The organism is Candidatus Cardinium hertigii, from assembly GCF_003176915.1.
Lineage (GTDB): Bacteria > Bacteroidota > Bacteroidia > Cytophagales > Amoebophilaceae > Cardinium > Cardinium hertigii_A.
Genome location: NZ_CP029619.1, coordinates 731409 through 745732, shown reverse-complemented (window position 1 = coordinate 745732; position 14324 = coordinate 731409). Strand labels below are relative to the sequence as shown.

7 protein-coding genes and 1 other annotated feature are annotated in these 14324 nt (G+C 37.2%); all 7 genes read left to right on the top strand.

Annotated elements, in window-relative coordinates; genetic code table 11:
• Positions 1-923: 923 nt before the first annotated feature.
• Positions 924-1281 (top strand) — a sequence feature (23S ribosomal RNA rRNA prediction is too short).
• Positions 1282-1779: 498 nt separating this feature from the next.
• The 7 genes from DK880_RS02990 (at position 1780) to mnmG (ending at position 14233) form a co-directional block, all read left to right on the top strand.
• Positions 1780-3051 carry an ankyrin repeat domain-containing protein gene (locus DK880_RS02990; protein ID WP_109997335.1) on the top strand — a complete coding sequence of 424 codons (1272 nt, stop codon included), beginning with the start codon at positions 1780-1782 and terminating at the stop codon, positions 3049-3051.
• Positions 3052-3864: 813 nt separating this feature from the next.
• Positions 3865-4998, top strand: coding sequence for an ankyrin repeat domain-containing protein (locus DK880_RS02985; protein ID WP_109997334.1), 1134 nt, complete (start codon positions 3865-3867; stop codon positions 4996-4998).
• Between the two features lie 813 nt (positions 4999-5811).
• On the top strand, positions 5812-7236 hold the full coding sequence (locus DK880_RS02980) for an ankyrin repeat domain-containing protein (protein ID WP_109997333.1): 1425 nt from the start codon (positions 5812-5814) through the stop codon (positions 7234-7236).
• Positions 7237-8050: 814 nt separating this feature from the next.
• The gene (locus DK880_RS02975; protein ID WP_109997332.1) at positions 8051-9382 is read left to right on the top strand and encodes an ankyrin repeat domain-containing protein; all 1332 of its coding nucleotides are present in this window, start codon (positions 8051-8053) and stop codon (positions 9380-9382) included.
• A gap of 814 nt (positions 9383-10196) precedes the next feature.
• Positions 10197-11726, top strand: coding sequence for an ankyrin repeat domain-containing protein (locus DK880_RS02970; RefSeq protein ID WP_109997331.1), 1530 nt, complete (start codon positions 10197-10199; stop codon positions 11724-11726).
• A 142-nt stretch (positions 11727-11868) separates the two neighbouring features.
• A complete protein-coding gene (gene ndk, locus DK880_RS02965; protein ID WP_109997330.1) occupies positions 11869-12288 on the top strand; it encodes a nucleoside-diphosphate kinase in 420 nt (139 codons plus the stop codon).
• Between the two features lie 76 nt (positions 12289-12364).
• On the top strand, positions 12365-14233 hold the full coding sequence (mnmG, locus tag DK880_RS02960) for a tRNA uridine-5-carboxymethylaminomethyl(34) synthesis enzyme MnmG (protein ID WP_109997329.1): 1869 nt from the start codon (positions 12365-12367) through the stop codon (positions 14231-14233).
• Positions 14234-14324: the final 91 nt, after the last annotated feature.

Here is a 14324-nt window from a genome sequence, read left to right as displayed (position 1 = left end):
GTAGTTTGCCTAAAGCGGTAAACTAAATCACATCCTAAGCTTCAATAGATCTATTGCCTAATAACTTAGTAGCGCTTTTTTCTTTTGTGCAACTCTTTATAAAGTATCATTATATAAGTATACTACATAACTTATCCTCATAGCATATCGCTTATAATCTTCAACTATACTATAAACCCATACTAATTAAGTATAAAGGGTATAATTAGTTTATATAAGTCATTTGAATTTGAATAGGAAATAAAATAAATTATAATCTATAAAATATCTAAAAAAAATCAAAATTTCTAATATGCATACCCTATCCAATCTAAACCAAGGCATTGAATATGATTCCCCTAAAATATACTTCTATTCTATTACCGCTTTTCACCAAACTTACAATAGAGCTTATTGGTTTTATAATTCCTGCATAAATGCTCATTGGTAGATCCAATTTTCCCATAGCTACCCAAACCAACCGTTGGTCTACTTTAGCAATGAGAACAAAATTGTTTTAATAGCTAATCGTGGTAATACCCTGTCTGAAACCCAAAAAGATCTAGTAGGAAAAACTTTGTAATTAAATATAATTAACTCAAAATGAAATAATATATCGTCTTATTTATGCCAAAGTAAAGGAAAAAAAATAGAACATTCCATTTATATTGCTGATTGTTTAGTATATGTTTTTAATATAGCATCATGGATAACACTTGGATCACAACTGTTAAGAAAAACAGCTTTTCATGTGAAGAGTGCGTAACAGCTCACTGATCGAACAACAGGGCGTCAATAATGAACAGGCATAAAGTATGTTACCGAAGCTGTGGCCTTGCTATTAGGTAGTAAGGGGTAGGAGAGCATTCTAATGAAGCTGAAGCTAAATAAGTGATTCTTAGTGGATTTATTAGAAAAGAAAATGTAGGCATAAGTAGCCAGAATAATGGTGAGAAACCATTACACCGAAAGACTAAGGTTTCCACGGCGATGTTTGTCATCCGTGGGTTAGTTGGGCCCTAAATTGAAGCCGAACGGCGTAGGCGATGGATAATCGGTTAATCGGTTAATATTCCGATACTAGTTAGCAATAGAGAAAGGGGGACGAAAGAGTGAAAGGCTTGCCTTCTGACGAATTAGGAGGTTAAAGCCTGTAGATAGAGGCAACGGCCTTTGATAATGCGTAGACCTACAATTAACGAATAGGTAAAGGAGGCTGGCCAGGACCATAGCTAAAATAGCAGTCTAAATCTGATTCCATGTATTGCCAAGGAATCGAATCAGCTAACTGGAATAAAGCTGTGTTTAGGGTTAAGAAAACTAGATAAGCGTTGCTCAAATAACCTATCACAATTACTATATATTTTCTTTGATTGCATCCCTATTTTGCAAGATTTTTATACAAAACAACTCAAAAAATGGTTATTAACTAATAAGAATTTAATCACTATTATTCTGATAAACAAATAAATAGGCAATGCTTCAAGGACAACTAATATTAAGCGAGTACAACAAACTAATCCTTTACATACGGCAGCATCCTAGGGCAATCTAGCTTGTATTAAAAAATTAATTAAAGAAGGGGGCCGAGGCATGATCCGTAGCTGTTTTAACCCTAAGTGGATGGCAATGCATTTTTTTGTTATTTTCCCTAAAGTATTTAAATATTTTATTTTTTTATATATACTATATATATATATAAAACTATATAATAATCGTTTAAAAGTTAAAATTTATTTGATACACTAATTTATTTAATACACTATAATTTTTTATTTGTATACAATTCAGATTAAGTATATGTTAAATAAAAATAGAAAGCAGGGCATTGCGCCTTTGTTGCTTTTTGCTACAACCATGTTAGCAGCGGATTGTAATACAAAACCTAGGAGTAAAAAAGGACAAAAAGAAATAGGACCACAACCAGCAACAAAACCAGCATCAAAACCAGCATCAAAACCAGGAAGTGAAGCAACAACAGGAATAGTAGTAAAAACAAGGAAAATTGTACCAGTGGCAACACAACAACCAATAAAAACAGCAGCAACAGTAGGGGGAGGAACTGTGACAGCAGCAACTAACAACTGCCAACAGCAACTTCTATGTAGGACCCTATATGAGGCGGCAGCTAAAGGTTGTGTAGTTTGTATTGAGGCTTTACTTGCAGGAAACCCTGATGTAAACCTAAAAGATGATGACGGGTATGCTCCTTTACATTGGGCAGCATCTTGTGGCCATGCAACTTGTATTGAGGCTTTACTTGCAGGAAACCCTGATGTAAACCTAAAAGATGATGACGGGTATGCTCCTTTACATTGGGCAGCAAGGAATGGCCATCTATCTTGTGTTAAGGCTTTAGTTGACAAAGGGGCTAATGTAAACCAAGAAGATGATAATGGGAATATTCCTTTACATTTGGCAGCATCCTGTGGCCATGCAACTTGTATTGAGGCTTTAGTTGATAAAGGGGCTAATGTAAACCAAGAAGATAGTGACGGGTATGCTCCCTTACATTGGGCAGCAAGGAATGGCCATCTATCTTGTGTTAAGGCTTTAGTTGATAAAGGGGCTAATGTAAACCAAGAAGATAGTGACGGGTATGCTCCTTTACATTGGGCAGCAAGGAATGGCCATGCAACTTGTATTGAGGCTTTAGTTGACAAAGGGGCTACTGTAAACCAAGAAGATAATGATGGGTATGCTCTTTTACATTGGGCAGCAAGGAATGGCCATGCAACTTGTATTGAGGCTTTGATTGAAGGAGGAGCGGATGTAAACTTAAGAGATGATAAGAGAAGGTCTGCTTTACATTGGGCAGCATTCTGTGGCCATGCAACTTGTATTGAGGCTTTGATTGAAGGAGGAGCAAATGTAGACCTAAAAGATAATGACGGGTATGCTCCTTTACATTTAGCAGCAGCCGAAGGCCATCTATCTTGTATTGAGGCTTTAGTTGACAAAGGGGCTACTGTAAACCAAGAAGATAATAATGGAGAAACTCCTTTAGATCTGGCAAAACAATTTGGCTGTCAGGAGTGTATTAAGTTCTTACAGGCTAATGGAAGGAAGTAGGAGTTGTTATTGTACAGTAGCTGCAATAGGAAAACGTTTTTTTATTTTCCCCAAAGTGCGTAATGCGCGCTTTGGGTTTAGCCTGATAGATCAACTTATCCTTCGAATGCTTGTTGGGATCCTATATGTCTAAAAAATGGTTGGTAAGACAGTAGGAATAGCCAGATTAAAGCCTTGCAAACAGGCGAAAGTAACTTTTAGTAGTTGCCTAAATAGGGCATGGATAAGGGTATGTGATAGCGTATGATTTTTATATATTTTGGTGTGTGTTTAAAAACTTATAATGTAGTAAAACAACGATAAAGAATAGGAAAACATACACACATAAAAAATTAAGAAATATAATGCAAAGTATAACCTATTTAGGATTCTCATTATAGTACTAGTAATGCAGTAATTTACTTTATTTATTTTACTGTTTCAAAATAATAACCCAATATTGTGTTCCCTTAGTGCCTTTATATGCAAGGTGCCTAGGGTATTATTTGAGGGATATCTTTATTCCTATCTGTGCTTATAACAAGCGAGTACAACAAACTAATCCTTTACATACGGCAGCATTCCTAGGGCAATCTAGCTTGTATTAAAAATTAATTAAAGAAGGGGGCCGAAGCATGATCCGTAGCTGTTTTAACCCTAAGTGGTGGCAATGCATTTTTTTGTTACTTTCCCTAAAGTATTTAAATCTTTTATTTTTTTATATATGACTATATAATAATCGTTTAAAAGTTAAAATTTATTTGATACACTAATTTATTATATTTATTATAATACACTATAATTTTTTATTTGTATACAATTCAGATTAAGTATATGTTAAATAAAAATAGAAAGCAGGGCATTGCGCCTTTGTTGCTTTTTGTTACAACCATGTTAGCAGCGGATTGTAATACAAAACCAATAAAAACAGCAGCAACAGTAGGGGGAGGAACTGTGACAGCAGCAACTAACAACTGCCAACAGCAACTTCTATGTAGGACCCTATATGAGGCGGCAGCTAAAGGTTGTGTAGTTTGTATTGAGGCTTTACTTGCAGGAAACCCTGATGTAAACCTAAAAAATAATGACGGGTATGCTCCTTTACATTGGGCAGCATCTTGTGGCCATGCAAGTTGTATTGAGGCTTTGATTGAAGGAGGAGCAAATGTAGACCTAAAAGATAATGACGGGTATGCTCCTTTACATTGGGCAGCATCTTGTGGCCATGCAACTTGTATTGAGGCTTTAATTAAAAAAGGAGCAAATGTAGACCTACAAGATGATGATAAAGGGACTGCTCCTTTACATTGGGCAGCAGGCAAAGGCCATCTATCTTGTATTGAGGCTTTAATTAAAAAAGGAGCAAATGTAGACCTACAAGATAATTACGGGACTGCTCCTTTACATTTAGCAGCAGGCGCAGGCCATCTATCTTGTATTGAGGCTTTACTTGCAGGAAACCCTGATGTAGACCTACAAGATAATAACGGGTATGCTCCTTTACATTGGGCAGCAAGGAAGGGCCATGCAACTTGTATTGAGGCTTTAATTGAAAAAGGAGCAAATGTAGACCTACAAGATAATGACAAGGATACCGCTTTACATTGGGCAGCAATAAAGGGCCATGCAACTTGTATTGAGGCTTTAATTAAAAAAGGAGCAAATGTAGACCTACAAAATGATGATAAAGGGAGTGCTCCTTTACATTTAGCAGCAGGCGCAGGCCATCTATCTTGTATTGAGGCTTTAATTAAAAAAGGAGCTAATGTAAACCTACAAGATAATGACGGGTATGCTCCTTTACATTTAGCAGCAGGCGCAGGCCATCTATCTTGTATTGAGGCTTTAATTAAAAAAGGAGCTAATGTAAACCTACAAAATTATAAAAAGGATACTCCTTTACATTTGGCAAGACGATTTGGCCGTCAGGAGTGTATTAAGTTCTTACAGGCTAATGGAAGGAAGTAGGAGTTGTTATTGTACAGTAGCTGCAATAGGAAAACGTTTTTTTATTTTCCCCAAAGTGCGTAATGCGCGCTTTGGGTTTAGCCTGATAGATCAACTTATCCTTCGAATGCTTGTTGGGATCCTATATGTCTAAAAAATGGTTGGTAAGACAGTAGGAATAGCCAGATTAAAGCCTTGCAAACAGGCGAAAGTAACTTTTAGTAGTTGCCTAAATAGGGCATGGATAAGGGTATGTGATAGCGTATGATTTTTATATATTTTGGTGTGTGTTTAAAAACTTATAATGTAGTAAAACAACGATAAAGAATAGGAAAACATACACACATAAAAAATTAAGAAATATAATGCAAAGTATAACCTATTTAGGATTCTCATTATAGTACTAGTAATGCAGTAATTTACTTTATTTATTTTACTGTTTCAAAATAATAACCCAATATTGTGTTCCCTTAGTGCCTTTATATGCAAGGTGCCTAGGGTATTATTTGAGGGATATCTTTATTCCTATCTGTGCTTATAACAAGCGAGTACAACAAACTAATCCTTTACATACGGCAGCATTCCTAGGGCAATCTAGCTTGTATTAAAAATTAATTAAAGAAGGGGGCCGAAGCATGATCCGTAGCTGTTTTAACCCTAAGTGGTGGCAATGCATTTTTTTGTTACTTTCCCTAAAGTATTTAAATCTTTTATTTTTTTATATATGACTATATAATAATCGTTTAAAAGTTAAAATTTATTTGATACACTAATTTATTATATTTATTATAATACACTATAATTTTTTATTTGTATACAATTCAGATTAAGTATATGTTAAATAAAAATAGAAAGCAGGGCATTGCGCCTTTGTTGCTTTTTGTTACAACCATGTTAGCAGCGGATTGTAATACAAAACCAATAAAAACAGCAGCAACAGTAGGGGGAGGAACTGTGACAGCAGCAACTAACAACTGCCAACAGCAACTTCTATGTAGGACCCTATATGAGGCGGCAGCTAAAGGTTGTGTAGTTTGTATTGAGGCTTTACTTGCAGGAAACCCTGATGTAAACCTAAAAGATAATGACGGGAATGCTCCTTTACATTTAGCAGCAGATTGTGGCCATGCAAGTTGTATTGAGGCTTTGATTGAAGGAGGAGCAAATGTAGACCTAAAAGATAATGACGGGAGTGCTCCTTTACATTTAGCAGCATATTGTGGCCATGCAAGTTGTATTGAGGCTTTGATTGAAGGAGGAGCAAATGTAGACCTAAAAGATAATGACGGGTATGCTCCTTTACATTGGGCAGCATCTTGTGGCCATGCAACTTGTATTGAGGCTTTGATTGAAGGAGGAGCAAATGTAGACCTAAAAGATAATGACGGGTATGCTCCTTTACGTTTAGCAGCATTCTGTGGCCATGCAAGTTGTATTGAGGCTTTGATTGAAGGAGGAGCAAATGTAGACCTAAAAGATAATAACGGGAGAGCTCCTTTACATTGGGCAGCATCTTGTGGCCATGCAACTTGTATTGAGGCTTTAATTAAAAAAGGAGCAAATGTAGACCTACAAGATGATGATAAAGGGACTGCTCCTTTACATTGGGCAGCAGGCGCAGGCCATCTATCTTGTATTGAGGCTTTAATTAAAAAAGGAGCAAATGTAGACCTACAAGATAATAACGGGTATGCTCCTTTACATTTCGCAGCAAGGAATGGCCATGCAACTTGTATTGAGGCTTTAATTGAAAAAGGAGCAAATGTAGACCTACAAGATAATGACAAGGCCGCTTTACATTGGGCAGCAAGGAATGGCCATGCAACTTGTATTGAGGCTTTGATTGAAGGAGGAGCGGATGTAGACCTAAAAGATAATGACGGGAGAGCTCCTTTACATTGGGCAGCATATTGTGGCCATGCAACTTGTATTGAGGCTTTAATTAAAAAAGGAGCTAATGTAAACCTACAAGATAATTACGGGTATGCTCCTTTACATTGGGCAGCAGATAAGGGCCATGCAACTTGTATTGAGGCTTTGATTGAAGGAGGAGCTAATGTAAACCTACAAAATAATAACGGGGATGCTCCTTTACATTTCGCAGCAGGCCTAGGCCATCTATCTTGTATTGAGGCTTTAATTAAAAAAGGAGCTAATGTAAACCTACAAAATTATAAAAAGGATACTCCTTTACATTTGGCAAGACGATTTGGCCGTCAGGAGTGTATTAAGTTCTTACAGGCTAATGGAAGGAAGTAGGAGTTGTTATTGTACAGTAGCTGCAATAGGAAAACGTTTTTTTATTTTCCCCAAAGTGCGTAATGCGCGCTTTGGGTTTAGCCTGATAGATCAACTTATCCTTCGAATGCTTGTTGGGATCCTATATGTCTAAAAAATGGTTGGTAAGACAGTAGGAATAGCCAGATTAAAGCCTTGCAAACAGGCGAAAGTAACTTTTAGTAGTTGCCTAAATAGGGCATGGATAAGGGTATGTGATAGCGTATGATTTTTATATATTTTGGTGTGTGTTTAAAACACTTATAATGTAGTAAAACAACGATAAAGAATAGGAAAACATACACATATAAAAAATTAAGAAATATAATGCAAAGTATAACCTATTTAGGATTCTCATTATAGTACTAGTAATGCAGTAATTTACTTTATTTATTTTACTGTTTCAAAATAATAACCCAATATTGTGTTCCCTTAGTGCCTTTATATGCAAGGTGCCTAGGGTATTATTTGAGGGATATCTTTATTCCTATCTGTGCTTATAACAAGCGAGTACAACAAACTAATCCTTTACATACGGCAGCATTCCTAGGGCAATCTAGCTTGTATTAAAAATTAATTAAAGAAGGGGGCCGAAGCATGATCCGTAGCTGTTTTAACCCTAAGTGGTGGCAATGCATTTTTTTGTTACTTTCCCTAAAGTATTTAAATCTTTTATTTTTTTATATATGACTATATAATAATCGTTTAAAAGTTAAAATTTATTTGATACACTAATTTATTATATTTATTATAATACACTATAATTTTTTATTTGTATACAATTCAGATTAAGTATATGTTAAATAAAAATAGAAAGCAGGGCATTGCGCCTTTGTTGCTTTTTGTTACAACCATGTTAGCAGCGGATTGTAATACAAAACCAATAAAAACAGCAGCAACAGTAGGGGGAGGAACTGTGACAGCAGCAACTAACAACTGCCAACAGCAACTTCTATGTAGGACCCTATATGAGGCGGCAGCTAAAGGTTGTGTAGTTTGTATTGAGGCTTTACTTGCAGGAAACCCTGATGTAAACCTAAAAGATAATGACGGGAATGCTCCTTTACATTTAGCAGCAAGGAATGGCCATGCAACTTGTATTGAGGCTTTAATTGAAAAAGGAGCAAATGTAGACCTACAAGATAATGACAAGGATACCGCTTTACATTGGGCAGCAATAAAGGGCCATACAAGTTGTATTGAGGCTTTAATTAAAAAAGGAGCAAATGTAGACCTACAAGATGATGATAAAGGGAGAGCTCCTTTACATTGGGCAGCAGGCGCAGGCCATCTATCTTGTATTGAGGCTTTAATTAAAAAAGGAGCAAATGTAGACCTAAAAGATAATGACGGGAGAGCTCCTTTACATTGGGCAGCAGATAAGGGCCATGCAAGTTGTATTGAGGCTTTGATTGAAAAAGGAGCAAATGTAGACCTAAAAGATGATAAAGGGAATGTTCCTTTACATTGGGCAGCAATAAAGGGCCATGCAACTTGTATTGAGGCTTTAATTGAAAAAGGAGCAAATGTAGACCTACAAGATAATGACAAGGATACCGCTTTACATTGGGCAGCAATAAAGGGCCATGCAACTTGTATTGAGGCTTTAATTAAAAAAGGAGCAAATGTAGACCTACAAAATGATGATAAAGGGAGTGCTCCTTTACATTTAGCAGCAGGCGCAGGCCATCTATCTTGTATTGAGGCTTTAATTAAAAAAGGAGCTAATGTAAACCTACAAGATAATTACGGGTATGCTCCTTTACATTTAGCAGCAGGCGCAGGCCATCTATCTTGTATTGAGGCTTTAATTAAAAAAGGAGCTAATGTAAACCTACAAGATAATTACGGGTATGCTCCTTTACATTTAGCAGCAGGCAAAGGCCATCTATCTTGTATTGAGGCTTTGATTGAAGGAGGAGCTAATGTAAACCTACAAGATAATTACGGGACTGCTCCTTTACATTTCGCAGCAGGCCTAGGCCATCTATCTTGTATTGAGGCTTTAATTAAAAAAGGAGCTAATGTAAACCTACAAAATTATAAAAAGGATACTCCTTTACATTTGGCAAGACGATTTGGCCGTCAGGAGTGTATTAAGTTCTTACAGGCTAATGGAAGGAAGTAGGAGTTGTTATTGTACAGTAGCTGCAATAGGAAAACGTTTTTTTATTTTCCCCAAAGTGCGTAATGCGCGCTTTGGGTTTAGCCTGATAGATCAACTTATCCTTCGAATGCTTGTTGGGATCCTATATGTCTAAAAAATGGTTGGTAAGACAGTAGGAATAGCCAGATTAAAGCCTTGCAAACAGGCGAAAGTAACTTTTAGTAGTTGCCTAAATAGGGCATGGATAAGGGTATGTGATAGCGTATGATTTTTATATATTTTGGTGTGTGTTTAAAAACTTATAATGTAGTAAAACAACGATAAAGAATAGGAAAACATACACACATAAAAAATTAAGAAATATAATGCAAAGTATAACCTATTTAGGATTCTCATTATAGTACTAGTAATGCAGTAATTTACTTTATTTATTTTACTGTTTCAAAATAATAACCCAATATTGTGTTCCCTTAGTGCCTTTATATGCAAGGTGCCTAGGGTATTATTTGAGGGATATCTTTATTCCTATCTGTGCTTATAACAAGCGAGTACAACAAACTAATCCTTTACATACGGCAGCATTCCTAGGACAATCTAGCTTGTATTAAAAATTAATTAAAGAAGGGGGCCGAAGCATGATCCGTAGCTGTTTTAACCCTAAGTGGATGACAATGCATTTTTTTGTTACTTTCCCTAAAGTATTTAAATCTTTTATTTTTTTATATATGACTATATAATAATCGTTTAAAAGTTAAAATTTATTTGATACACTAATTTATTATATTTATTATAATACACTATAATTTTTTATTTGTATACAATTCAGATTAAGTATATGTTAAATAAAAATAGAAAGCAGGGCATTGCGCCTTTGTTGCTTTTTGTTACAACCATGTTAGCAGCGGATTGTAATACAAAACCAATAAAAACAGCAGCAACAGTAGGGGGAGGAACTGTGACAGCAGCAACTAACAACTGCCAACAGCAACTTCTATGTAGGACCCTATATGAGGCGGCAGCTAAAGGTTGTGTAGTTTGTATTGAGGCTTTACTTGCAGGAAACCCTGATGTAAACCTAAAAGATAATGACGGGTATGCTCCTTTACATTGGGCAGCATATTGTGGCCATGCAACTTGTATTGAGGCTTTAATTAAAAAAGGAGCAAATGTAGACCTACAAGATGATGATAAAGGGACTGCTCCTTTACATTGGGCAGCAGGCGCAGGCCATCTATCTTGTATTGAGGCTTTAATTAAAAAAGGAGCAAATGTAGACCTACAAGATAATAACGGGAGTGCTCCTTTACATTGGGCAGCAGATAAGGGCCATGCAAGTTGTATTGAGGCTTTGATTGAAGGAGGAGCAAATGTAGACCTAAAAGATAATGACGGGTATGCTCCTTTACATTGGGCAGCATCTTGTGGCCATGCAACTTGTATTGAGGCTTTAATTAAAAAAGGAGCAAATGTAGACCTACAAGATGATGATAAAGGGGCTGCTCCTTTACATTGGGCAGCAGGCGCAGGCCATCTATCTTGTATTGAGGCTTTAATTAAAAAAGGAGCAAATGTAGACCTACAAGATAATAACGGGTATGCTCCTTTACATTTCGCAGCAGATAAGGGCCATGCAACTTGTATTGAGGCTTTAATTAAAAAAGGAGCAAATGTAGACCTAAAAGATAATAACGGGAGAGCTCCTTTACATTGGGCAGCATCTTGTGGCCATGCAAGTTGTATTGAGGCTTTGATTGAAGGAGGAGCAAATGTAGACCTAAAAGATAATGACGGGAGAGCTCCTTTACATTGGGCAGCATATTGTGGCCATGCAACTTGTATTGAGGCTTTAATTAAAAAAGGAGCAAATGTAGACCTACAAGATGATGATAAAGGGACTGCTCCTTTACATTGGGCAGCAGGCGCAGGCCATCTATCTTGTATTGAGGCTTTAATTAAAAAAGGAGCAAATGTAGACCTACAAGATAATGACAAGGATACCGCTTTACATTGGGCAGCATCTTGTGGCCATGCAACTTGTATTGAGGCTTTAATTAAAAAAGGAGCAAATGTAGACCTACAAAATGATGATAAAGGGAGTGCTCCTTTACATTTAGCAGCAGGCGCAGGCCATCTATCTTGTATTGAGGCTTTAATTAAAAAAGGAGCTAATGTAAACCTACAAGATAATTACGGGTATGCTCCTTTACATTTAGCAGCAGGCGCAGGCCATCTATCTTGTATTGAGGCTTTAATTAAAAAAGGAGCTAATGTAAACCTACAAAATTATAAAAAGGATACTCCTTTACATTTGGCAAGACGATTTGGCCGTCAGGAGTGTATTAAGTTCTTACAGGCTAGGCAGTAGGATATACTATACTATACTATACTATATTGTTTCCCTCATGGACCCTAACCATTATCTTGTATAAAAGCTTTAAAAGCATTATATTTACTAGCCAGCTCATAGTATAAAAATTATTCAAATCAAAAAATGTATACAAAGGCCTATGCAAGGACGTTTAACTTTCTCGATGATCAAACCAGATGCAGTTCGCGCCAACCATACTGGTGCCATACTTACTATGATAGAGCAGGCAGATTTTGTTATCAAAGCCATGACCATGCTTCAGCTACCCCAGAGCGTAGCGGAAGCTTTTTATGCAGTGCATGCCGATCGACCCTTTTATAAGGATCTATGCCAATTTATTGCTTCTGCTCCTGTGGTTGCCCTGGTATTAGAAAAAGAGCAAGCCGTAGCAGATTTTCGTGCGCTTATGGGCGCTACCAACCCAGCAGATGCTAAGGAGGGTAGCATTAGAAAATTGTTTGCTACTTCTATTGATTATAATGCTATTCACGGATCAGATTCAGACCAGACAGCGCTTTGGGAGAGGACTTTCTTCTTTCCTGGTCGTGCGCTGCTATGAGGGAAGTCTCGTCGGTACGCCGTTCTCTTCTTTTTTTCTGTTGTAACGTTTCACGTGGAACATATTCAGTGAGGGTATGCTGTTGGTTTATGATATTATTGTAGTAGGCGCTGGGCATGCAGGTTGTGAAGCTGCTGCAGCGGCTTCTAAAATGGGTTCTAAGGTGCTGCTCATTACCATGAACTTGCATACCATTGGGCAGATGTCCTGTAATCCGGCCATGGGTGGCATCGCAAAAGGTCAAATTATTCGAGAAATAGATGCATTAGGGGGGGGCTCTGGTCTGGTAGCAGATCAGTCAGCCATCCAGTTTCGAATGTTGAACACCTCCAAAGGGCCGGCTATGTGGAGTCCCCGTACACAAAATGATCGACAGTTTTTCTCAATATGTTGGCGTCGTCTCCTAGAATCATTGCCCAATATTGATTTTTGGCAAGATATGGTGTCCTCTTTGCTTATAAGGGATGGTAGGGTAAGCGGTGTTAAGACGGTTTTAGGTATTGAGGTAACCAGTAAGGCTGTTATTTTAACCAATGGAACTTTCCTGCATGGCCTTATGCATACTGGTGAGCAGAAAATATCTGCAGGACGTGCCACAGAGCGTGCTGCAATAGGTATTACGGAACAGTTGAAAGCAGTAGGGCTAGAAACAGGGAGAATGAAAACAGGTACATCTCCTCGGGTAGATAGCCGTACCTTGGATTACCATAAGATGGAAGAGCAGCCTGGTGATGTAGCGCCTGCTACTTTTTCCTTTTTACATAGTGCCCCGCTTACTAAGCAGAAAAGTTGCTTTATTACTTATACCAATAAGGTAGTGCATACCATCATAAAAGATAATTTGATACACTCTCCCCTATATAATGGACAAATACAGACGCTAGGCCCTCGTTATTGTCCTTCGATAGAGGATAAAATCTTTAGGTTTGCAGATAAAGAAAGGCATCAAATTTTTGTAGAACCAGAAGGTTGGCATACCATTCAAGTTTATTTGAATGGGTTATCTTCTGCACTTCCGCAGCCTATTCAATTAAAAATGTTAAGAGCTATTCCAGGACTTGAACAGGTAAAGATGCTTTCCCCCGGTTATGCCATTGAATATGATTATTTTCCTCCTACGCAGTTGTACTATACATTGGAGTCTCAACGGATACAAAATCTTTATTTTGCTGGTCAAATTAATGGGACTACTGGTTATGAAGAAGCGGCTTGTCAAGGCTTAATGGCTGGTATCAATGCACATAGAAAAATCAATGAGCTAAGTCCAGTAGTCTTGAAAAGATCAGAAGCCTATATCGGTGTCCTCATAGATGACCTGGTTAGTAAAGGAACAGAGGAGCCTTACCGTATGTTTACTTCAAGGGCTGAATTCCGCCTTTTGTTAAGACAAGATAATGCGGACCTTCGCTTAACAGATTATGGACATTCGATTGGGTTGGCAGAGGAAGAGAGATTCCATAAAGTATGCCAAAAAAGAGAAGCGATTGCGGCTGTTTTAGATTGTTTAAAAACATGGAAGTTAAAACCTGTAGCGATTAATCCGATGTTGGCATCAATAGGCGCAAATTTGATCCAAGAAACACAATCTGCTTATACATTGCTTAAAAGACCAAATATTACCTTGGACGATCTGTTGCGTTTGGACCAATCAATCAATGATAGATTAACTGCCTATACAACAGAAACATTAAACCAAGTTGGTATTCAGGTGAAATATGAAAGCTATTTTCTTAAAGAAAAAGAACTGGTGGAAAAAATGGATCGTTTAGAGCATTGTGTGATTCCTGCTGATTTTGATTATAGTCTATTGAAAAAATCACTCTCCTCAGAGGCATTGGAAAAATTGCAAAAACAGAAACCTGCTACGTTGGGTCAAGCTTCTAGGATCAGCGGCGTAAACCCAGCTGATATCTCTATTCTTATGCTTTATTTACGTAAGGGATAGCAACCATTTTTCTTGTATGGATGTGCTATTTTTTTGATAATGCTATATAATTTTCTAAATTAAGTAGTTGTATCATTACCGATGGTATTTT

Bases quoted from the DNA above. Each gene is read 5' to 3' on its own strand.
- DK880_RS02990 (WP_109997335.1), top strand. From the start codon at position 1,780: ATGTTAAATAAAAATAGAAAGCAGGGCATTGCGCCTTTGTTGCTTTTT.
- DK880_RS02985 (WP_109997334.1), top strand. From the start codon at position 3,865: ATGTTAAATAAAAATAGAAAGCAGGGCATTGCGCCTTTGTTGCTTTTT.
- DK880_RS02980 (WP_109997333.1), top strand. From the start codon at position 5,812: ATGTTAAATAAAAATAGAAAGCAGGGCATTGCGCCTTTGTTGCTTTTT.
- DK880_RS02975 (WP_109997332.1), top strand. From the start codon at position 8,051: ATGTTAAATAAAAATAGAAAGCAGGGCATTGCGCCTTTGTTGCTTTTT.
- DK880_RS02970 (WP_109997331.1), top strand. From the start codon at position 10,197: ATGTTAAATAAAAATAGAAAGCAGGGCATTGCGCCTTTGTTGCTTTTT.
- ndk (WP_109997330.1), top strand. From the start codon at position 11,869: ATGCAAGGACGTTTAACTTTCTCGATGATCAAACCAGATGCAGTTCGC.
- mnmG (WP_109997329.1), top strand. From the start codon at position 12,365: ATGCTGTTGGTTTATGATATTATTGTAGTAGGCGCTGGGCATGCAGGT.